This window comes from Streptomyces sp. DSM 40868 (assembly GCF_011820545.1).
Classification (GTDB): domain Bacteria; phylum Actinomycetota; class Actinomycetes; order Streptomycetales; family Streptomycetaceae; genus Streptomyces; species Streptomyces eurythermus.
In genome coordinates this window covers 6,333,196-6,353,962 of the sequence record NZ_CP050504.1, presented here as the reverse complement: position 1 = coordinate 6,353,962, position 20,767 = coordinate 6,333,196, and the positions used below count along the sequence as shown (strand labels likewise).

Sequence of the window (20,767 nt, the reverse complement as noted above, 5' to 3'; positions counted from 1 at the left end):
ATCGAGGCGCCCCGCTCCAGGTCAGTGCCGACGGGGCGTCAGACCTCCACGACCACGGGGAGGATCATCGGCCTGCGGCGATAGGTGTCCGAGACCCACTTGCCGAGGGTCCGGCGGATGAGCTGCTGGAGCTGGTGGGGCTCCACGACGCCGTCCTGGGCGGACCGCTCCAGGACCTCCGTGATCCTCGGGAGGACGTCGGAGAAGGCGGAGTCTTCGATGCCGGAGCCACGGGCCTGGATGTGCGGGCCTCCGGTGATCTTGCCTGTGGAGGCGTCGATGACGACGAAGACCGAGATGATGCCCTCGTCGCCGAGGATCTTGCGGTCCTTCAGCGCCGGCTCGCCGACATCGCCGACCGACAGGCCGTCGACGTAGACGTAACCGGCCTGGACCTTGCCGGAGATCTTGGCCTTGCCCCCGACCAGGTCGACCGCCACGCCGTCCTCGGCGATGACGATCCGGTCGTGCGGGACGCCGGTCAGGGCGCCCAGCTCGGCGTTGGCCCGCAGGTGGCGCCATTCGCCGTGGACCGGCATCAGGTTTCTCGGGCGGCAGATGTTGTAGAAGTACAGCAGCTCGCCCGCGGACGCGTGGCCGGACACGTGCACCTTGGCGTTGCCCTTGTGGACGACGTTGGCGCCCCAGCGGGTCAGGCCGTTGATCACGCGGTAGACCGCGTTCTCGTTCCCCGGGATCAGCGAAGAGGCGAGGATGACCGTGTCACCCTCCACGATGCGGATCTGGTGGTCGCGATTGGCCATGCGGGACAGGGCCGCCATCGGCTCGCCCTGGGAGCCCGTGCAGACCAGCACGACCTCTTCGTCGGGCAGGTCGTCCAGCGCCCGGACGTCCACCACCAGGCCCGCCGGGACCCTCAGATACCCGAGGTCGCGGGCGATGCCCATGTTGCGGACCATGGAGCGGCCGACGAAGGCGACCCGGCGGCCGTACTCGTGCGCCGCGTCCAGAATCTGCTGGATGCGGTGGACGTGGCTGGCGAAGCTCGCCACGATGATCCGCTTGCGGGCGCCGGCGAAGACCTGCCGCAGGACGTTGGAGATGTCGCGCTCCGGCGGGACGAAGCCCGGGACCTCCGCGTTCGTCGAGTCGGCCAGGAGGAGGTCGATGCCCTCTTCGCTCAGCCGCGCGAACGCGTGCAGGTCGGTGAGGCGGTTGTCCAGCGGGAGCTGGTCCATCTTGAAGTCGCCGGTGTGCACCACCATGCCGGCGGGGGTGCGGATGGCGACGGCCAGGGCGTCCGGGATGGAGTGGTTGACGGCGACGAACTCGCAGTCGAAGGGGCCGACGCGCTCCCGGTCTCCCTCCGCCACCTCCAGGGTGTACGGACGGATCCGGTGCTCCTGGAGCTTCGCCTCGATCAGGGCGAGCGTGAGCTTGGAGCCGATCAGCGGGATGTCCGGCTTCTCGCGGAGCAGGAACGGGACGCCGCCGATGTGGTCCTCGTGACCGTGGGTGAGGACGATGCCCTCGATGTCGTCGAGGCGGTCCCTGATGGACGAGAAGTCCGGCAGGATCAGGTCGATTCCGGGCTGCTCCTCCTCGGGGAAGAGCACTCCGCAGTCGACGATCAGCAGGCGGCCGCCGTACTCGAACACGGTCATGTTCCGGCCGATTTCGCCGAGGCCGCCGAGCGGGGTGACCCGCAGGCCGCCTTCGGGGAGCGGCGGGGGCGGGCCCAGTTCAGGATGCGGATGACTCAAAAGACTCTCCTCAACCACACACGCCACGTACCGGTCGGGCACGTGGCGCGCGTGACGTTCGTGCAGAAGCAGTTGTTGTATGGGGTGCAGGCACCGGTGGCCTGCGTCTGCGGTTGTCGATTCAGTTGTGAAGCCCGTGCTGTGGTGCCAAGTCTTTAATCAGAGCTGTACCCCGCCGGCAGCAAGATCGATCTTGAGCTGGGCGATCTCCTCGGCGGAGCACTCGACCATGGGCGAGCGCAGCGGTCCGGCGGGCAGGCCCTGGAGCGCGAGGGCGGCCTTGGTGGTCATGACGCCCTGGGTGCGGAACATGCCGGTGTAGACCGGGAGCAGCTTCTGGTGGATCTCGGTGGCCTTGACGACGTCACCGGAGACGAACGCGTCCACCAGGGCGCGCAGGTCGGGGGTGACCAGGTGGCCGACGACCGAGACGAAGCCGACCGCGCCGACCGAGAGCAGCGGGAGGTTCAGCATGTCGTCGCCGGAGTACCAGGCGAGGCCGGAGCGTGCGATGGCCCAGCTGGCGCGGCCGAGGTCGCCCTTGGCGTCCTTGTTGGCGACGATCCGGGGGTGCTCCGCGAGCCGGACCAGGGTCTCGGTGTTGATCGGGACACCGCTGCGGCCGGGGATGTCGTAGAGCATGACCGGCAGGCCGGTGGCGTCGGCGACGGTCGTGAAGTGCCGGTACAGGCCCTCCTGCGGGGGCTTGTTGTAGTACGGCGTGACGACCAGCAGCCCGTGGGCGCCGACGCGCTCGGCCTCGCGGGCCAGCTCGACGCTGTGGTGGGTGTCGTTGGTTCCGACGCCGGCGACGACGTGGGCACGGTCGCCGACGGCCTCCAGGACGGCTCGTACCAGGTCCGATTTCTCCGCGTCGCTGGTGGTCGGGGACTCGCCGGTGGTGCCGTTGACGATCAGGCCGTCGTTGCCTGCGTCCACCAAGTGGGCGGCGAGCCGCTGCGCGCCGTCGAGGTCGAGTGCGCCGTCCGCCGTGAAAGGCGTGACCATGGCGGTGAGGACCCGCCCGAAGGGGGTCTGCGGAGTCGAGGTCGGAGCCATGGGTAACACGCTACTCGGTGCGCGCTGCGGGGTCTGCTCGCGGGGTGTCGGGAAAGTCAGGACAAAGATGGAGCCCGGCACTGCCTGCTCGGGGGTTCAAGCAGTGCCGGGTCCGTTTGATCAGGCTAGATGAACTTCTCTAAATGCCGCAATACGGACACTTCGCCAGGCTGATCCGTACGCCCGTTCCCGGTGCGGGAACAAGGCTTCGTCACGGGGCCACACGTCCGTTCGCATTGAAGGCGGCGTACGTCAACGGCATGAGCTTCGCCCACTCCGCCTCCATCTTCTCGCCCACCATCTCGATCTCCCGCTGCGGGAAGGAGGGCACCTTGGCCAGCTCGTGCTGGGTGCGCAGGCCGAGGAAGTGCATCAGGGAGCGCGCGTTGCAGGTGGCGTACATCGAGGAGTAGAGGCCGACGGGGAGGACCGAGCGGGCGACCTCGCGGGCGATGCCCTGGGCGAGCATCTCCTGGTAGGCGGCGTAGGCCTGGCGGTAGGAGTCCTCCATGGCCTGTCCGGCGAGGGCGTGCTGCTCCTCGGTCCCCTCCACGAAGACGTACTTGCCCGGCCGGCCCTCCTGGACCAGCTTGCGGCCGGTGTCGGGGACGTAGAAGACCGGCTGGAGCTCGCGGTAGCGGCCCGACTCCTCGTTGTACGACCAGCCGACGCGGTGCCGCATGAACTCGCGGAAGACGAAGATCGGGGCGCTGATGAAGAACGTCATCGAGTTGTGCTCGAACGGGCTGCCGTGCCGGTCGCGCATCAGGTAGTTGATCAGGCCCTTGGAGCGCTCGGGGTCCTTGTTCAGCTCGTCCAGGGACTGCTCCCCGATGGTCGACACACGGGCAGCGAAGAGCACGTCGGAATCCGTCGCGCTGTGCTTGACCAGTTCGACGGTGACGTCACTGCGCAGGTCGATCTTCGGCTCATCCGGGGTGCGGGTCACGGTTGGACAGGTCCTTCCCACTGCTGCTTGAGGTTCGCGCCCACTGTACGGGGGCACCCGGCCGCGAACGAAAGTGACCTTCGCTGCGATTTTTTCCGGACATGGGGCACCTTTTGTGTCGCTCGAACGTCTTTACCGGTGAAGCGTGCCCATTCGATCTTCGATCCCCGAAAGGAGCGTCAGCCGCCATGTTCCGCCGGCGCGAACCCGTACCCTTCGCCTTCCTGGCCGAGGCGGACAGGTTCCGCAGCAATGTGACTCCCCCGCCCCGTCAGCGGGCCTCCTTCGGTGAGCTGGCCGGGCGCTGGCTGCTGGGCCTCACCCTCGTCGCCGGGATCGTGGGGGCCCTGATAGCCGGCATGCCGGCGCTCTCCACGCCGTCCGACGCACCGGCTCAGCAGTCCCAGGCGTCCCAGGGGCGCTGAGCGCGGGGCGCCGACCCTTCCGGACGCGCACGGCTGGTGGGCGCACACCCGGCCGGATAGCCTCACCGGGCACAGCCCCCGCGAGGACCGAGTGAGGACCAGCCGTGCCCCTGCCCTTTCTGACGGCCGACCGCAGCTTCGAGACGGCAGCCGAGAGCGCGCTGCCCCATGACGACCCGGACCGCTGGCGGCGCCCCTACCGGCCCGGGCCCTGGCGGGTGGGTGTGGCCGCGCTGTGGCTGCTGATCGCCTCGTTCATGCTGTTCGGCACGGTGCTCATCGCGCTGACCGGCTCGGTGCCCAGTGCGACGGCGGTGCTCGTCGTGGGCCTGCTGATCATCGCGAGCGCGCTGCGGCTGCTGCGCATGGGGGTGTGGGTGAGCCGGCGCGGGCTGCGCCGGACCGGCTTCCTGCGGACGCGGACGCTGCCGTGGGAGCGGGTGGTGTCGGTGCGGACGGTACAGCGGCCGGTGCGCTGGCTGGGGCTGCCGCGCACGGTGCAGGGGCAGGCGCTGGCCCTCGTCCGCACGGATCTGCCGCCGGACGACACCCCGCCGCTGCTGACCACGCACACCCTGGACTTCCTGGGCCGGCCCATGGCTTTCGACCGGGCGGCGGACACGGTGGAGGCGTGGGCGGCGGAGTGCGGGCGCGGCTGACCGCCCCGAAGGCGCGAAGGGGCCCGGGGCGGCTCGGGGGGCGGGCATCGGCGCCCGCGCGTACGGCAGGGCGCCGCAGGGCCGGTGTCAGGCCCGTACGGGCTTTCCGTCGTGCAGGGCGATGGCCCTCTGCATCGCCTTGCGGGCCCGCGGGGTGTCGCGGGCGTCGTGGTAGGCGACGGCGAGGCGGAACCAGCAGCGCCAGTCGCCGGGGGACGACTCCGTCTCGGCCTTGCGCCTGGCGAAGACCTCGTCGGCCGAGTCACGGTCGATCCGGCCGCTGGGCAGGCGTTTCAGCTCGTCCACCGGCAGGCCGCCCTCGGCCTCCAGTTCGGCGGCCAGCTGGTTGGCCTTGCGGACGAACTCGGTGTTCTTCCACAGGAACCACAGGCCGATGACCGGCAGGATCAGCACCGCCACGCCGAAGGTGACGGTGACGAGCGAGCCGGCCTGGATGAGCATCACGCCACGGCTGCCGACCAGGACGAAGTAGAAGACCAGGACGGCGGCCGTGACGAGGTAGGTGATCTTCGCGCGCATGACGTGTCCGGGCTCAGCTCAGGTCCAGGAAGTGTTCCAGGCCGAAGGTGAGGCCCGGAGTGGTCACCACGCGGCGGGCGCCGAGCAGGATGCCCGGCATGAAGCTGCTGTGGTGCAGCGAGTCGTGCCGGACGGTCAGGGTCTCCCCCTCGCCGCCGAGCAGCACCTCCTGGTGGGCGAGCAGGCCGCGCAGCCGTACGGCGTGCACGGGGATGCCGTCGACGCTGGCGCCCCGGGCGCCGTCGAGGGCGGTGGCGGTGGCGTCCGGTGCCGGGGCCGTGCCGGCCGCCCGGCGGGCCTCGGCGATGAGCTGGGCGGTGCGCGTGGCAGTGCCGGAGGGGGCGTCCACCTTGTTCGGGTGGTGCAGCTCGACCACCTCGACCGACTCGAAGTAGGGCGCGGCGAGCTGCGCGAACCTCATCGTGAGCACGGCCCCGATGGAGAAGTTCGGCGCGATGAGCACGCCGGTCTCCGGGGACCGGTCGAGCCAGCCCCTCAGCTGCGCGAGGCGCTCGTCGGTCCAGCCGGTGGTCCCGACGACCGCGTGGATGCCGTGGCGCACGCAGAAGTCGAGGTTGCCCATGACCGAGGCCGGGGTGGTCAGCTCGACCGCGACCTGGGCGCCGGTCTCGGCCAGGGTCTCCAGCTTGTCGCCCCGGCCGAGGGCGGCGACCAGCTCCATGTCCTCGGCGGCCTCGACCGCCTTGACCGCCTCGGATCCGATCCGGCCCTTGGCACCGAGGACCGCCACGCGCAGCTTGCTCATGTTCCTGCTTCCTAACCGGTGGTGTTTCAGGCGACCGCGTCGTGCAGCCGGGCGGCCTGCTTGTCCTTGAGCGGGCCGATGACCGACAGCGACGGACGCTGTCCCAGGATGTCGCGGGCGACCGAACGGACCTCGTCCGGGGTGACCGCGGCTATCTTCGCCAGCATGTCGTCCACGGACATCTGCTCGCCCCAGCACAGCTCGCTCTTGCCGATGCGGTTCATCAGCGCGCCGGTGTCCTCCAGGCCGAGGACGGTGGAGCCCCGCAGCTGGCCGATGGCGCGGGCGATCTCGTCGTCCGACAGGCCGTTGCGCGCGACCTGGTCGAGTTCGTCGCGGCAGATCCGCAGCACGTCGTGGACCTGGCTGGGCCGGCAGCCGGCGTAGACGCCGAACAGGCCGCAGTCGGCGAAGCCGGAGGTGTACGAGTACACGCTGTAGGCGAGGCCGCGCTTCTCCCGGACCTCCTGGAAGAGCCGGGAGGACATGCCGCCGCCGAGGGCGGTGTTGAGCACGCCCATGGCCCAGCGGCGGTCGTCGGAGCGGGCGAGGCCGGGCATGCCGAGGACGACGTGCGCCTGCTCGGTCTTGCGGCCGAGCAGTTCGACCTTGCCGGAGGTGCGGATCGTACGGCGGCCGTCGCGCGGGGCGATGGGCTTCGCCTCCGGGTTCCTCAGGGCGCCGGCCTTCTCGAAGGCCGCGCGGACCTGGCGGACGACCTTGGCGTGGTCGATGTTGCCCGCGCAGGCGACCACGAGGTGGGTCGGGTCGTAGTGCTTCTTGTAGAAGCGGCGGATGCGGTCGGCGGTGAGGGCGTTGACCGTGTCGACCGTGCCGAGGACCGGGCGGCCGAGGGCGTTGTCGCCGAACATGGTGTGCGCGAACAGGTCGTGCACGCAGTCGCCGGGGTCGTCCTCGGTCATGGCGATCTCTTCGAGGATCGCGCCGCGCTCGACGTCGACGTCTTCCTCGAGGATCAGCGAGCCGGTCAGCATGTCGCAGACCACGTCGATGGCCAGCGGCAGGTCGGTGTCGAGCACGCGCGCGTAGTAGCACGTGTACTCCTTGGCCGTGAACGCGTTCATCTCCCCGCCGACCGCGTCGAGCGCGGCGGAGATGTCGAGCGCGCTGCGGCGGGCCGTGCCCTTGAAGAGCAGGTGCTCCAGGTAGTGCGTGGCGCCGTTCAGGGACCGGGTCTCGTCGCGGGAGCCGACGTGGGCCCAGATGCCGAAGGTCGCGGAGCGGACCGAGGGCAGCGTCTCGGTGACGATGCGCAGGCCGCCCGGGAGGGTGGTCTTGCGGACCGTGCCGATGCCGCCGGCGCCCTGGATGAGGGTTTGGGTACGGGCGACGGCCCGCGCCTCCGAAGAGGGGCGGGCCGTCGCCTTGGAGCTACGGGACGTCACTGCTCGGCGTCGTCCTTCGCGTTCTCGTCGCCTTCCTCGCCCTCGATCACCGGGATGAGGGAGAGCTTGCCGCGGGAGTCGATCTCGGCGATCTCGACCTGGACCTTCTGGCCCACGCCGAGGACGTCCTCGACGTTCTCCACGCGCTTGCCGCCGGCGAGCTTGCGGATCTGCGAGATGTGCAGCAGACCGTCCTTGCCGGGCAGCAGGGAGACGAACGCGCCGAAGGTGGTCGTCTTGACGACCGTGCCCAGGTAGCGCTCGCCGACCTCGGGCATCGTCGGGTTGGCGATGCCGTTGATCGTGGCGCGGGCGGCCTCCGCCGAGGGACCGTCGGCGGCACCGATGTAGATGGTGCCGTCGTCCTCGATGGTGATCTCGGCGCCCGTGTCCTCCTGGATCTGGTTGATCATCTTGCCCTTGGGACCGATGACCTCGCCGATCTTGTCGACCGGGATCTTGACGGTGATGATCCGCGGGGCGTGCGGGCTCATCTCGTCGGGCCGGTCGATGGCCTCCATCATCACGTCGAGGATGTGGAGACGCGCGTCGCGGGCCTGCTTGAGGGCGGCGCCCAGGACGGAGGCCGGGATGCCGTCCAGCTTGGTGTCGAGCTGGAGGGCGGTGACGAACTCCTTGGTGCCGGCGACCTTGAAGTCCATGTCGCCGAAGGCGTCCTCCGCACCGAGGATGTCGGTGAGGGTGACGTAGTGCGTCTCGCCGTCGATCTCCTGGGAGATCAGGCCCATGGCGATGCCGGCGACCGGGGCCTTGAGCGGCACACCGGCGTTCAGCAGCGACATGGTGGAGGCGCAGACCGAGCCCATGGACGTCGAGCCGTTCGAGCTGAGCGCCTCGGACACCTGGCGGATCGCGTAGGGGAACTCCTCGCGGGTGGGCAGCACCGGCACCAGGGCGCGCTCGGCGAGGGCGCCGTGGCCGATCTCGCGGCGCTTCGGGGAGCCGACACGGCCGGTCTCGCCGGTGGAGTACGGCGGGAAGTTGTAGTTGTGCATGTAGCGCTTGCGGGTCACCGGGGAGAGGGTGTCCAGCTGCTGCTCCATGCGGAGCATGTTCAGGGTGGTGACGCCCAGGATCTGGGTCTCGCCACGCTCGAACACCGCGGAGCCGTGCACCCGCGGGATGGCCTCGACCTCGGCGGCCAGGGTGCGGATGTCCGTCAGCCCACGGCCGTCGATGCGCTTCTTCTCCTTGATCACGCGCTCGCGGACCAGCTGCTTGGTGAGCGAGCGGTACGCGGCGGAGATCTCCTTCTCGCGACCCTCGAACTCCGGCAGGAGCTTCTCGGCGGCGAGCGCCTTGACGCGGTCCAGCTCGGCCTCGCGCTCCTGCTTGCCGGCGATGGTGAGCGCCTGGGCCAGCTCGGGGCGGACGGCCGCGGTCAGGGCCTCGAACACGTCGTCCTGGTAGTCCAGGAAGATCGGGAACTCGGCGGTCGGCTTCGCGGCCTTGGCGGCGAGGTCGGCCTGGGCGCGGCACAGCACCTTGATGAAGGGCTTGGCGGCCTCCAGACCGGCGGCGACGACCTCCTCGGTCGGCGCCTCGGCGCCGCCCTCGACCAGCTTGATGGTCTTCTCGGTGGCCTCGGCCTCGACCATCATGATCGCGACGTCGCCGTCCTCCAGGACACGGCCGGCGACGACCATGTCGAAGACGGCGTCCTCCAGCTCGGTGTGGGTCGGGAAGGCGACCCACTGGCCGCTGATCAGCGCGACGCGGACGCCGCCGATCGGGCCGGAGAAGGGCAGGCCGGCCAGCTGCGTGGACGCGGACGCGGCGTTGATCGCCACGACGTCGTACAGGTGGTCGGGGTTGAGGGCCATGATCGTGGCGACGACCTGGATCTCGTTGCGCAGGCCCTTCTTGAAGGACGGGCGCAGCGGGCGGTCGATGAGGCGGCAGGTGAGGATGGCGTCCTCGGAGGGCCGGCCCTCACGGCGGAAGAAGCTGCCGGGGATCTTGCCGGCGGCGTACATCCGCTCCTCGACGTCCACCGTGAGCGGGAAGAAGTCGAGCTGGTCCTTGGGGTTCTTGGAGGCGGTGGTGGCCGACAGCACCATGGTGTCGTCGTCCAGGTACGCCACGGCGGAGCCGGCGGCCTGCTTGGCCAGGCGGCCCGTCTCGAAGCGGATGGTGCGGGTGCCGAAGGGGCCGTTGTCGATGACGGCTTCGGCGTAGTGGGTCTCGTTCTCCACTAGCGTTTTCTCCTCGTCTTCGTCCTGTGCCTGCCCGTGTGGCAGGGGGACGGCGTGTGGAGAGGCGCTCCGTGCGGTGCGGGCCGGTCTTCGATCGAAGCACCCGGGGCTTCTCCCCGGGGGCCACTACCGAGGACCGGCGGCGACTGGGTGCGCTTCTCCTCGTTCTGTCTTCTACGCGGTGCGTTGTGCTACCACACTACAAAGCGTGAGTGACACTCCGCACGTTTCCACGTGTACGACCGTGGACACCGTGTGCGCGGCTCAGCCCCGCATACGGCAAAGGGAGCGGTCCCCGAGGCGTCGGGAACCGCTCCCCTCATGGCGACTTACTTGGCGCCGCCCGCCGCACCGCGGCGGATGCCGAGGCGGTCGACCAGCGCACGGAAGCGCTGGATGTCCTTCTTCGCCAGGTACTGCAGCAGCCGGCGGCGCTGACCGACCAGGATCAGCAGGCCACGGCGGGAGTGGTGGTCGTGCTTGTGGGTCTTGAGGTGCTCCGTCAGGTCGGAGATCCGACGGGAGAGCAGAGCAACCTGGACCTCGGGGGAGCCGGTGTCACCCTCCTTGGTACCGAACTCGGCGATGATCTGCTTCTTCGTAGCGGCGTCGAGCGACACGCGTACTCCTCATGGTGTGTGAGTGGCCACCGAGTGCCCCCGGTCTACATCTCGGGGGAGCTTCCGTTACTCGGGAGGCGGGGATCCGCTGGGCGCGGCCTCCAGAACGCGAACGGTTCCGGGGGTGCGTACACAAACGGCCGTCACTCAGGGTACCAGGCGATGGCGGGCGGCTTACGCCCGGCCGGCGAACGCCGCCGGCGCGGTGGCGCGCGCCACTAGGGTGAGCCCCGGGATCGTACCTACCTCGGGAAGGGGTCGCCGCAGATGGCGGAAACGGAAGCGGAGATGAAGGCGCGCAAGGAGCGCGAGCGGGACGAGCTGTACGCGCTCGACATCTCGGGCGTGGAGTGGCACTGCGCGCCGGGTACGGAGGAGCACGAGGAGCGGGTGGAGATCGCGTACCTGCCCGGTGGCGCGGTGGCGATGCGGTCCTCCCTCGACCCGGACACCGTGCTGCGCTACACGGAGGCGGAGTGGACCGCGTTCGTGCTCGGGGCGCGCGACGGGGAGTTCGATCTGAAGCCGATGGCGCACAACGGGGGCCTGGACGTGCAGTGAGCGGCACGGTGTGGAAGCAGTGAGCGGCACTATGTGAAAAAAAGGGGCGGCACGCGCGCGTGCCGCCCCTTTTCGCGTCCTGGTCCCGTCAGCTGGTCATGGCGCGGGCCTTGGCGTACACGTCGAAGACGGCCAGGGCGAGCGGGATCAGGGTGAGCAGGACGAAGCCCTCGCAGATCTCCAGGAAGCGGCCCCAGAAGGGGGTCAGGCCGCCGCGCGGCAGGATCAGGCCGAGGGCCGTCACCAGGGCCGCGGCCAGGGCGATGGCCGCGATCAGCCAGATGGTGCGGATGTCGAGGTCGGTGCGGTCGCCGGCCAGCGCGGCGCGCATGACGTGCTGCGGCGGGTTGAGGGCCAGGCCGAGACCGAGCAGGACCAGGCAGATGAGGCCGGCGGCGAGCACGGGGGCGACCTGGGCGGTGTAGCGGAACATGCCGGCGCGCATCAGCATGGCGATGCCGGTGGCGAGGGCGAGCAGCTGGGCCCAGACGTCGTCGGAGAAGCCGAGCACGGCCGCGGCGCCGACGGCGAGCAGCGCGCAGCCGCCGACCATGCCGACGAGGAGTTCGTGGCCGCGCCGCGCCTGCGCCTCGATGCGCTCGGTGTCCACCGGTTCCTGGGCGGCGGGCTCGTTGCCGTAGGCGGGGCGGGGGGCGCCGCCGCCGCTGGGGTTCTCGAAGCCGATCGGCAACCGGGCGAACCGCATGGACATGCCGGGCAGGAAGGCGAGGGCGCAGACGGCGACCGGGGCGCACAGGGCGGCGGTCTCCCGGGGGGCCCAGTCGGTGAGGGTCGCGATGAAGACGGCGACCAGGGCGACCGCGGAGGCGAAGACGAAGGCGACGAAGGGGCCGTCGCCGTGGGGTGAGCACAGGGCGAGGACGAGGGCGGCGACGAGGACGGCCGCGCACGCCAGCAGGAACTGGAGTCTGCCGATGCCCTCGCCGGCGCTCAGCGGCAGCAGTCCGCTGCCGGCGACGCCGATGTTGGGCAGCGCGCCGAGGCCGAGGGCGACGGCCGAGCCGCGGTCGTCGTAGACGCGGGCGCGGACGGCGGAGAGCACGACCAGGAGGACGCCGGTGACGGCGGCGAGGATGCCGGCCAGGCCGTGCATGTCGTGGCGCGGGTCGGCGGTCCAGGCGACGAACGCGAGCAGCGCGGGCAGCACACCGCCGCCGACGAGCCCGGCGGCCCGGGTGAGGTCGCCGCTCCACAGCTTGTGCTGCTTGGTGACGGAGGAGGCCACGGCCTCGGCGACGTCGTCGAAGACGGCCGGCGGCAGGGACTCGGCGAACGGGCGCAGGGTGAGCAGTTCGCCGTCGAGGATGCGCTGGGCGGCGAAGGACCGGGCGCTGTCCAGCACGGTGCCGTCGGTGCGGACGAGGTGGTAGCCGACCGGGGCGCCGGCCGCGGGGCTCTGCTGGGACAGCCGGAGGATCTCCGGGTAGAGGTCGGCGACCGGGACGTCGTCGGGCAGGGCCACGTCGATACGGCTGTCCGGCGCGACGATGGTGACCCGGCAGAAGCCGAGTCCGGTGCCGGACCCGGAAGGGGCTCCCGTCCCGGGTCCGCCGGTGGCGGCGGCCGTCATGCTCACCTGCTGCTCCCCCTCAGTGGTGGTGGTGATGCGTCTGTGTCGTGCTCAGCGGTGGTGCTGGCGCTGTGTCGTGCTCGGTGGTGGTGGTGCGGCTATGTCGTGAAGGTCCCGTGCCGGTTTGCCCGGTGCGCGGCGACCCGGGTGCCGCAGGACGGGTTTCCCGGGTCTTCCCGCCTCTTCCTCGAGGAGTTCGTCCCGGTATGTCCGCCCCGCTCGGCGTGTGCTCACGCGAACACCCGGCACCCTACCGCCCACCCGCCCCGCGTGAACTCAGTAGGATCACGCGGCGGCCTGCGCTCGCCGGACACGGGGCGGCGGGCGGAAAGCCTGGGTCGGGCAAGGGAATTGGTGAGCGGTGAGCCAGATTGTCGTCAAGCGCCCCCCTAGGGCGCTTCCGTCCGAAGTGCCCACGGAAGAGGTCGTTGTCCAGCCACCGCCCGAATTGCCGCGGGGGCATCAGGAGAGCGTGCTGATGCAGCTCCTGCCCACGCTGGGCATGGGCGGCTCGGTGGTCTTCTTCTTCACGAACGGTCAGCCGTTCATGAAGATCATGGGCATGATCATGATCGCCTCGACGGTGGCCATGTCCATCGCGATGGTGGTCCGCTTCCGCCGCGGCTCACAGGGCCAGCTGGCCGACATGCGCCGCGACTACCTCAGCTATCTGTCGCAGACCCGCAGGTCCGCCGTGGCGACGGCGCGCAAGCAGCGGGACGCGCAGTACTACCTGCACCCCTCCCCCGAGCAGCTGTGGGCGCTGGTCGCCGAGGGCAGCCGGGTGTGGGAGCGGCGGCCCGGCGACGAGGACTTCGCGCACGTCCGCATCGGGCTGGGCGCGCAGCCGCTGGCCACCCCGCTCATCGCCCCCGAGACGGGGCCGGTCGAGCAGCTGGAGCCGCTGACCGCGGGCGCGATGCAGCGCTTCCTCGCCGCGCACGGCACCGTCGGCGACCTGCCGATGGCGGTGTCGCTGCGCGCCTTCTACCACGTCACGGTCAGCGGCGAGGCGCAGTCCGTACGGGCCTCGGCCCGCGCCCTGGTCGGCTCGCTGGCCTCGCTGCACTCCCCGCAGGACCTGGTCATCGCGGTGGCCGCGGGCCGGGAGGCGCTGGCGCACTGGGACTGGGCGAAGTGGCTGCCGCACGCCCAGGCGCCCGGCGCGGTGGACGGCGCGGGTTCCCGCAGGCTGATCGGCTCCGACCCGCGCGAGCTGGAGGACCTGCTGGCCACGCGGCTGACCGGCCGGCCGCGCTTCCACCCCGCCGCCGCGCCGCTGCTGGACGAGCCGCACATCGTGCTCGTCCTGGACGACCTGTCCCTGCTGCCGGACTCGGTGCTCGCGAACCCGGAGGGCCTGCAGGGCGTCACGGTCCTGGAGGTGGTGCCGGGCGAGCTGACCACGGCGGGCGGCGACCTGTCCATCGTCGTCCAGCCCGGCCTGCTGCGCCTGGAGTCCGGGCACGGCGAGGTGTACGAGGGCAGCCCGGACGCGCTGTCGTACGAGTCCGCCGAGGCGCTGGCCCGGCAGCTGGCGCCGCTGCGCATGGCCTCCGGCGGCGACGACGACGAGCCGCTGCTCGCCAACCTGGAGTTCACCGACCTGCTGGGCCTCGGGGACGCTGCCTCCGTCGACACCAAGCGGACCTGGCGCCCGCGCGCGCTCGCCGAGCGCCTGCGGGTGCCGATCGGTCTCGGCGAGGACGGCCGGCCCGTGATGCTGGACCTGAAGGAGGCCGCGCAGGAGGGCATGGGCCCGCACGGCCTCTGCGTCGGCGCGACCGGTTCCGGCAAGTCGGAGCTGCTGCGCACCCTGGTGCTCGGTCTCGCGGTCACCCACTCCTCGGAGACGCTGAACTTCGTCCTCGCCGACTTCAAGGGCGGCGCGACCTTCGCCGGCATGGCGCAGATGCCGCACGTGGCGGCGGTCATCACCAACCTCGCGGACGACCTGACCCTGGTCGACCGCATGGGCGACTCCATCCGCGGCGAGCTGAACCGCCGGCAGGAGCTGCTGCGCGACGCGGGCAACTACGCCAACATCCACGACTACGAGAAGGCCCGCGCGGCCGGCGCCCCGCTCCAGCCGATCCCGTCCCTGGTGCTGGTGATCGACGAGTTCAGCGAGCTGCTGACCGCCAAACCGGACTTCATCGAGATGTTCGTGCAGATCGGCCGCATCGGCCGTTCGCTGGGCGTGCACCTGCTGCTGGCCTCGCAGCGCCTGGAGGAGGGCCGGCTGCGCGGCCTGGAGACCTACCTGTCGTACCGGATCGGTCTGCGCACCTTCTCCGCGGCCGAGTCCCGCGCCGCGCTCGGCGTCCCCGACGCCTACGAGCTGCCGAACGTCCCCGGCTCCGGCTTCCTGAAGTACGGCACGGACGAGATGGTCCGGTTCAAGGCCGCCTACGTCTCGGGCGTGTACCGCTCCGGGGGCCGGCAGACGGCCCTGTCCGGCGGGCGGCTCCCGGTGGACCGCCGCCCGGTGCTGTTCACGGCCACCGAGGTGCCGGTGCAGTACACCGCGATCCCGCAGCAGCGCACCGAGTCCGAGCCCGAGGTGGACGAGGCGCTGGCCGACACCGTCCTCGACGTGATCGTGCGCCGGCTGGAGGCGCAGGGCCCGGCGGCCCACCAGGTGTGGCTGCCGCCGCTGGAGAGCCCGCCCGCGCTGGACGCGCTGCTGCCGGGCCTGGCGGCGGTGCCGGGCCGCGGCCTGACCCAGCCGAACTACGAGGGCGCGGGCCGCCTGGTGGTCCCGGCCGGCCTGGTCGACAAGCCGTACGAGCAGCGCCGTGACCGGCTCATGCTGGACTTCTCGGGCGCGGCCGGCCACATGCAGATCATCGGCGGCCCGCAGTCCGGCAAGTCCACCCTGCTGCGCACCCTGATCTGCGCCTTCGCGCTCACCCACACCCCGCACGAGGTGCAGTTCTACGGCCTCGACTTCGGTGGCGGCGGTATGGCCGCGGTGGACGGCCTGCCGCACGTCGGCGGGATCGCCTCCCGCCTGGACCCGGAGCGGGTGCGCCGTACGGTCTCCGAGGTGTACGGCGTCCTGACCCGCCGCGAGGAGTACTTCCGCACGGCCGGCATCGCCTCGATCGCCGACTACCGCGCGCGGCGCGCCCGCGGTGACATCTCGGTCACCGACCAGCCCTGGGGTGACGTGTTCCTGGTCATCGACGGCTGGGGCAACTTCCGTACGGACTACGAGGGCCTGGAGCCGGCGGTCCTGGACATCGCCACGCGCGGCCTCGGCTACGGCATCCACCTCGTCATCACGGCGTCCCGCTCGATGGAGGTCCGCGCCAACCTCAAGGACCATCTGATGAACCGCCTGGAGCTGCGCCTGGGCGACGTCATGGACTCGGAGATCGACCGCAAGGTGGCGGCGAACGTGCCCGCGGGCGTCCCCGGCCGCGGTCTGTCCCCGCAGAAGCTGCACTTCATGGCGGCGGTGCCGCGGATCGACGGCCTCACCTCCGACACGGACCTGGCCGAGGCCACGGCCGCGCTGACCACCGAGGTCGGACGGCACTGGCAGGCGCCGGGCGCGCCCAAGGTACGGCTGCTGCCGCGCCGGCTCGACGCGGCCGAGCTGCCTCCGGGCGACCGGTTCCCGCGGCGGGGCGTCGCGTTCGCGCTGGACGAGGAGAACCTGGAGCCGGTGTTCGTCGACTTCGACCAGGACCCGTTCTTCCTGATCTTCGGCGAGAGCGAGTCCGGCAAGTCCAACCTGCTGCGGCTGCTGATCAGGCAGCTGTCGCTGCGGTACGGCGGCGACGAGGCGAAGTTCTTCGTCGTCGACAACCGCCGCGCCCTGCTGGACGTGACCCCCGCGTCCCACCTGGCGGAGTACATCCCGATGTCCAGCCAGATGGACCACCACATGGCGGCGCTGGCCGACCTGATGCAGCGCCGCACGCCGACGGCGGACGTCACGCCGCAGCAGCTGCGGGACCGCAGCTGGTGGCGGGGGCCGCAGGTGTTCGTCGTCATCGACGACTACGACCTGGTCTCCACCTCCAGCGGCAACCCGCTCAGCGGACTGACGGAGATGCTGCCGTTCGCCCGCGACGTCGGCGTCCGCTTCATCATCGCCCGCTCCTCCGCGGGCGCGGGCCGGGCCTCGTACGAGCCGTTCATGCAGCGCATGAAGGAACTCGGCGCCCAGGGCCTGATCCTGGCCGGCGACCCGGCCGAGGGCGACATCCTCGGCGGCGTCCGCCACCGCCCGATGCCCCCGGGCCGCGGCGTCTTCGTCTCCCGCAAGCGGGGCAAGCCGCTGGTTCAGACGGGGTTGGTGGAAGTGGAGTACTGAGGCGCTCCGCCGTCGGTAGCTTGGAGAACCAAGCGTTCGGGCGGAGCACCGAGGAGACGGAAGGAAGCCGCGCATGGGCTGGGACGAATGGGAGCGGTTGAAGGCCGAGGCGGCGCAGGGCCGGTCGACGCGCCTGCGCCTCGATCAACTGGCTCCCGGCGCAGGAGGCGCAGGCAGTCCGCGCGGTGACCTCACCGTCCACCAGAACGACCTCGCCGTGATCGGCTCCGCGGCACACGAGCTGTTCCAGGACTTCGGCCGGTTCAGCGACCACGCCCGCCTCTCGTCCATGACGGCGGCCGGAGGACTGAAGAGTCAGGGCTTCGTCCTCGGGGCCGCCCTCGACCATGTCGCGGAGCGCTGGATCGGCCAGGCGCAGACGCTGCTCGATGCCTGCGCCCACATCTCGAACCACCTGCGGTACACGAAGAACCAGCACGCCGCCGACGAGTCCCACATCGCCGGCACGCTCAGCGGCATCACCGAGCTGGATCACGGCTTCGACGAGCGGAACGGCAGCTGAGCACGATGGACCTCGACGCGTTACGCCACGGACGGTTCGCCCAGCTCGGCGAGGCCATCGCCGACTGGGAGGAGATGACCAAGAAGCTCGCCACTCTCCGCGAGGACGCCCGGAACGGCCTCAAGGCCCGCGCGGACAAGGCGCACTGGGCCGGCGTGAATGCCCAGGTCGGTCGCGAGTTCATCGACAAGACAGCGAAGGAGTTCGCGGACGCCCACGTCCAGGCGGACTCCATCACGAAGATTCTCAAGGACACCCACGACGAACTCCTCGGCTACCGAGACCAGCTGAACGAGGTCCTCGGGCGCGACCCGTACAAGTACTGCACAGTGATCGACACCGGCCACGGCACATTTAGCGTCACGGGGAACCCCCGGCCCGACTGGGCGACAGGTCCCAACGGTGACACGAGCCCCGTCAGCCAACAGGTCGTCAACGATCTCCGCGACGAGATCCAGCGCATCCTGAGCAAGGCCACCGAGAGCGACAGCACCGCCGCCAAGGCACTCAGACTGCTCGTCGATCAGTCCGCGTACGGATTCTCCGGCGCCCACTACGAGAACCGGGACGACGCTGCCAGGGCGGTCGCGGACGCCGACCGGATGGCGAAGATTCTCGCCAAGAATCCCCACTCGGTGACGAACACGGAACTCGCCGCGCTCAACACCACCCTGGCCAGGTACAAGAACGATCCGCTCTTCGCCGAAGAGTTCGCCACACAGGTCGGCCCCAAGAAAGTGCTCACCTTCTGGGCCGGCATCGCCGACCCCTACCAGAGCACTTACTCCCCGGACCGGGCCGAGCAGGCCAAGCGGCTGCAGAGGAACCTCGGCGTCGTCATCGGCCGGGCCACGCACTCCGACAGCGACCGGATGCGGAGCTGGAAGAAGCAGTTGATCGGCTTCGGCCCCGGTCAACTCGGCACCGACGACGCGAACAACCCGACCGGTTATGCCGTCATGAGCAACCTCATGCGTTTCGGTGACTACGACGACCAGTTCCTGAACGCATACGGTGACAAGCTCCTCGCATACGACAAAAAGATGAACGGGCAGGGCATCAACGCCTGGATCAACAACGTCAACCAAGGTGACCTCAACTACTGGGGTCATGAGAAAGACCGCGGCCGCGACCCTGTCACCGGGTTCCTGGAAGCTCTCGGACACAACCCGGACGCGTCCACGCAGTTCTTCGCCCAGCCCGGTGGTACGGGCGCCACCGACGACAAGGACTCCGAGGTCAACGAACACCTGAAGTACCTGACCACACAACGCGTCTGGGTGTCGGACGCCTCGTTCGGCGGCGGTCACGACCATGTCGCCGGACGCGATGCGCTCGGGCGCGCCCTGGAGGCGGCCACCACCGGCTACTCCGCCGACGCCTCGCCGAAGGAGATCGCAGCCGGTGATCGTCGTACGCCGGCCACGGCAGGTGTCATGGAACAGGTCGCCCACCTCTACGGTGGCGAGAACGGGCCGAAGATGCTGCACGATCAACCAGAACTCGCCGACAGCCTCGGCAAGATGGCCGGCGCGTACATCGACGACCTCGATTATGAGCTGTCCGGAATCGGTGATCACGGCAAGGACGCGGGCGATTTTCCCGCTCGCTACAGCGAGCGCGCACGGTTCGGGAACCAAGGCGCGATCGATTTCCTGAGCGTCCTGGGGCAGGACGAGCACTCGCACAAGGCCGTCACAACGGCACAGCACCTCTACACCTTGAGCATGCTGGATGCTCATCCGCCAACCAGCGATGCCCACATGAACCAGGCGCGGGACATCATGTCGGTGGGTGCCGAAGCCCGCGGAATCCTTGACAATTCGCGCGTCGAACAGGCGGCGACCACCTACGGCGAGAACTCCGAGGAAGCCAACAAGGCCCTCGGGCGGTCGGCCGACTGGAAGAAGCTACTGGTGGGTTCGGTCGTAGCCGGCGGTGTCGCCTCCCTGCCGCTGCCCGGCTCCACCGCGGCCGCGGTCGTCATCGCCCCCGTCGCCGCGGACACGATCACGAACGCGGCGAACACCCTGCTCGGACACGCGATCGACAAGGCGACCGACGACGCGGAGTCCGACGCGCTGGTGCCCTCCCAAATGACCAGTCGGCAGTTCTACGGCCGCGGTGTCGACGACATCGGATCGGTCTACGACTCGTACTTCAAGGATCATCCAAAGGCGAGGGAGGTGGCCGACGAACAACAATGGATCCAGGAAACGAAAAGCAGCTACCTGGGCACCGGGTCCCATGAGAACGACTACCGAGGCCGGCCTCCGTACAAGGACTGAGTGGGGATGAGGGTGCGGCGAGACAGAGCATGTCGTACGTGTGGTACGGCGCTTTCGCTCACAGTCGCGGTGCTGTTCACCGGGGCGTGCGTCGGTAACTCCGACAAGAAGGCGGCAGAAGAGCCAGGTACGCCGGTGGCCGCGAGCAAGGTGTGTGACGGAGCATTCGACGCTCCGGCAGCGGAAGCGTTGCGGCGCCTTGCCGGAACGGACAGGTTCGACGAATCCGCTGGCGCGGGCAAGACGGGTGAAGCCGCCGCGTTCTCCCTGCCGAAGGCGGTCGAGGGCCTGCACGACACATACCGCCGACGAAGCGCGTGCTGGGTGTACAAGACCGGTGACGACACCGGGGAACCGCTCCTCGAGATCCGGTTCTCAGCGTCCCAGGGCTACCCTTCGGGCACCCACAAGGAATCCGGTACCGACAAAGTCACGTATCCGGTGGGCCGTTTTGCCCAGGTGGGCCCCAACGGGGCCGACCTCTTCTTCCAGTGCTCCACCAAGGCTCCCACCGAGGGCGCCTACATCGGTGACACGAAGTATGTGAAGGCGGAGCTTTTCGCACCCCTCGGGCAAATGCGCGGCGACACCAAAGATCACGACCGCATGGTGATCCTCAATTCCATCTCCCGGAAACTGGCCCAAACGGCGGGGTGCGCTGCGGAGGCCGATTTACCGGCGGTGGTTTCCGCCCGCTGAGAAACGGACACGCTGGTTCGTCCGGTACGACAGAGGGTGGGCACCTCCCGTGCGTGCCCACCCCTTCCGCCTGCCGTGCCGGTGTGGCCTGCCTACATGAAGTAGCTGGCGGCCTTGCGGTCGCCGCCCTGGTAGTCACCGCCGGCCGCGTGCACGACCTTGCCGATCTGGACCAGGGCCTCGTGGATGCCCTGGGCCTCGCGGTCCCAGGCGGCCTGCTGCTCGGTGTACGCGTTGTGGGCCTCGCCCTCCCACATGCTGGCGACGCCGGCGACCTTCTGCTTGATGGCCTCGAGGCCCTCTTCGAGCCTCCGTGCGTGGTTGGCCAGCTGGGTGGCGGTCTCGTCGAGGCTGCCGTAGGAAACTTCGAGCTCGCCGCTGTTGTTGACGCCCATGATTGCTCCGTTGCTGAGA

General features: G+C 70.0%; 17 protein-coding genes. 7 read left to right on the top strand and 10 right to left on the bottom strand.

The features are described 5' to 3' along the window. Positions 1 to 38: 38 nt before the first annotated feature. From HB370_RS28990 to thyX, 3 genes are all read right to left on the bottom strand, one after another. On the bottom strand, positions 39 to 1,724 hold the full coding sequence (locus tag HB370_RS28990; protein ID WP_030784782.1) for a ribonuclease J: 1,686 nt from the start codon (positions 1,722 to 1,724) through the stop codon (positions 39 to 41). Positions 1,725 to 1,883: 159 nt separating this feature from the next. Then, positions 1,884 to 2,783: a 4-hydroxy-tetrahydrodipicolinate synthase gene (dapA, locus tag HB370_RS28985; RefSeq protein ID WP_030619160.1), complete on the bottom strand. Its 900-nt coding sequence runs from the start codon at positions 2,781 to 2,783 to the stop codon at positions 1,884 to 1,886. Positions 2,784 to 2,994: 211 nt separating this feature from the next. Beyond that, the gene (thyX, locus tag HB370_RS28980) at positions 2,995 to 3,732 is read right to left on the bottom strand and encodes an FAD-dependent thymidylate synthase (RefSeq protein WP_030784784.1); all 738 of its coding nucleotides are present in this window, start codon (positions 3,730 to 3,732) and stop codon (positions 2,995 to 2,997) included. Positions 3,733 to 3,920: 188 nt separating this feature from the next. Here thyX and HB370_RS28975 point away from each other — a divergent pair, with 188 nt between their 5' ends. Both HB370_RS28975 and HB370_RS28970 read left to right on the top strand, forming a co-directional pair. Then, a complete protein-coding gene (locus HB370_RS28975; protein ID WP_030784786.1) occupies positions 3,921 to 4,157 on the top strand; it encodes a hypothetical protein in 237 nt (78 codons plus the stop codon). A 104-nt stretch (positions 4,158 to 4,261) separates the two neighbouring features. Next, positions 4,262 to 4,816 carry a phage holin family protein gene (locus HB370_RS28970; RefSeq protein ID WP_030784789.1) on the top strand — a complete coding sequence of 185 codons (555 nt, stop codon included), beginning with the start codon at positions 4,262 to 4,264 and terminating at the stop codon, positions 4,814 to 4,816. Between the two features lie 87 nt (positions 4,817 to 4,903). Here HB370_RS28970 and HB370_RS28965 read toward each other — a convergent pair whose 3' ends face one another. The 5 genes from HB370_RS28965 to rpsO all read right to left on the bottom strand — a co-directional run bounded on the left by HB370_RS28965 (position 4,904) and on the right by rpsO (position 10,364). Beyond that, positions 4,904 to 5,356 (bottom strand): tetratricopeptide repeat protein, encoded by a 453-nt coding sequence (locus HB370_RS28965; RefSeq protein ID WP_030784792.1) that lies wholly within the window; start codon positions 5,354 to 5,356, stop codon positions 4,904 to 4,906. A 13-nt stretch (positions 5,357 to 5,369) separates the two neighbouring features. Continuing rightward, positions 5,370 to 6,122: a 4-hydroxy-tetrahydrodipicolinate reductase gene (gene dapB / locus HB370_RS28960; RefSeq protein WP_030784795.1), complete on the bottom strand. Its 753-nt coding sequence runs from the start codon at positions 6,120 to 6,122 to the stop codon at positions 5,370 to 5,372. A gap of 26 nt (positions 6,123 to 6,148) precedes the next feature. Then, positions 6,149 to 7,528 carry a pitrilysin family protein gene (locus HB370_RS28955; RefSeq protein WP_030784798.1) on the bottom strand — a complete coding sequence of 460 codons (1,380 nt, stop codon included), beginning with the start codon at positions 7,526 to 7,528 and terminating at the stop codon, positions 6,149 to 6,151. Beyond that, positions 7,525 to 9,744 (bottom strand): polyribonucleotide nucleotidyltransferase, encoded by a 2,220-nt coding sequence (locus HB370_RS28950; RefSeq protein WP_030784801.1) that lies wholly within the window; start codon positions 9,742 to 9,744, stop codon positions 7,525 to 7,527. The genes HB370_RS28955 and HB370_RS28950 overlap by 4 nt, the downstream gene beginning before the upstream one ends. A 329-nt stretch (positions 9,745 to 10,073) precedes the next feature. Next, a complete protein-coding gene (gene rpsO / locus HB370_RS28945; RefSeq protein ID WP_030784803.1) occupies positions 10,074 to 10,364 on the bottom strand; it encodes a 30S ribosomal protein S15 in 291 nt (96 codons plus the stop codon). A gap of 267 nt (positions 10,365 to 10,631) precedes the next feature. Here rpsO and HB370_RS28940 point away from each other — a divergent pair, with 267 nt between their 5' ends. Beyond that, positions 10,632 to 10,925, top strand: a complete 294-nt coding sequence (locus HB370_RS28940) for a DUF397 domain-containing protein (protein WP_030619136.1) — start codon at positions 10,632 to 10,634, stop codon at positions 10,923 to 10,925. Between the two features lie 88 nt (positions 10,926 to 11,013). Here the strand turns inward: HB370_RS28940 and eccD are convergent, their stop codons facing one another. After that, complete coding sequence (gene eccD, locus HB370_RS28935; RefSeq protein ID WP_037701975.1) at positions 11,014 to 12,516, bottom strand: type VII secretion integral membrane protein EccD; 1,503 nt, start codon at positions 12,514 to 12,516, stop codon at positions 11,014 to 11,016. 361 nt (positions 12,517 to 12,877) lie between these two features. Between eccD and eccCa the strand changes: the two genes are divergently transcribed. The 4 genes from eccCa to HB370_RS28910 all read left to right on the top strand — a co-directional run bounded on the left by eccCa (position 12,878) and on the right by HB370_RS28910 (position 20,353). Beyond that, positions 12,878 to 16,843 (top strand): type VII secretion protein EccCa, encoded by a 3,966-nt coding sequence (gene eccCa / locus HB370_RS28925; protein WP_030784809.1) that lies wholly within the window; start codon positions 12,878 to 12,880, stop codon positions 16,841 to 16,843. 73 nt (positions 16,844 to 16,916) lie between these two features. Then, positions 16,917 to 17,366: a hypothetical protein gene (locus HB370_RS28920; RefSeq protein WP_030784812.1), complete on the top strand. Its 450-nt coding sequence runs from the start codon at positions 16,917 to 16,919 to the stop codon at positions 17,364 to 17,366. Positions 17,367 to 17,371: 5 nt separating this feature from the next. Then, positions 17,372 to 19,654, top strand: a complete 2,283-nt coding sequence (locus HB370_RS28915) for a DUF6571 family protein (protein ID WP_030784815.1) — start codon at positions 17,372 to 17,374, stop codon at positions 19,652 to 19,654. 69 nt (positions 19,655 to 19,723) lie between these two features. Beyond that, positions 19,724 to 20,353: a hypothetical protein gene (locus HB370_RS28910; protein WP_157855583.1), complete on the top strand. Its 630-nt coding sequence runs from the start codon at positions 19,724 to 19,726 to the stop codon at positions 20,351 to 20,353. 92 nt (positions 20,354 to 20,445) lie between these two features. On the opposite strand, the gene HB370_RS28905 is transcribed toward HB370_RS28910, so the two are convergent. Beyond that, complete coding sequence (locus tag HB370_RS28905) at positions 20,446 to 20,748, bottom strand: WXG100 family type VII secretion target (protein ID WP_030619120.1); 303 nt, start codon at positions 20,746 to 20,748, stop codon at positions 20,446 to 20,448. Positions 20,749 to 20,767 lie beyond the last annotated feature (19 nt).

Coding starts and splice junctions, on each gene's coding strand:
- dapA (WP_030619160.1), bottom strand. CDS start 2,783: ATGGCTCCGACCTCGACTCCGCAGACCCCCTTCGGGCGGGTCCTCACC.
- HB370_RS28975 (WP_030784786.1), top strand. CDS start 3,921: ATGTTCCGCCGGCGCGAACCCGTACCCTTCGCCTTCCTGGCCGAGGCG.
- HB370_RS28965 (WP_030784792.1), bottom strand. CDS start 5,356: ATGCGCGCGAAGATCACCTACCTCGTCACGGCCGCCGTCCTGGTCTTC.
- dapB (WP_030784795.1), bottom strand. CDS start 6,122: ATGAGCAAGCTGCGCGTGGCGGTCCTCGGTGCCAAGGGCCGGATCGGA.
- HB370_RS28940 (WP_030619136.1), top strand. CDS start 10,632: ATGGCGGAAACGGAAGCGGAGATGAAGGCGCGCAAGGAGCGCGAGCGG.
- eccD (WP_037701975.1), bottom strand. CDS start 12,516: ATGACGGCCGCCGCCACCGGCGGACCCGGGACGGGAGCCCCTTCCGGG.
- HB370_RS28920 (WP_030784812.1), top strand. CDS start 16,917: ATGGGCTGGGACGAATGGGAGCGGTTGAAGGCCGAGGCGGCGCAGGGC.
- HB370_RS28915 (WP_030784815.1), top strand. CDS start 17,372: ATGGACCTCGACGCGTTACGCCACGGACGGTTCGCCCAGCTCGGCGAG.
- HB370_RS28905 (WP_030619120.1), bottom strand. CDS start 20,748: ATGGGCGTCAACAACAGCGGCGAGCTCGAAGTTTCCTACGGCAGCCTC.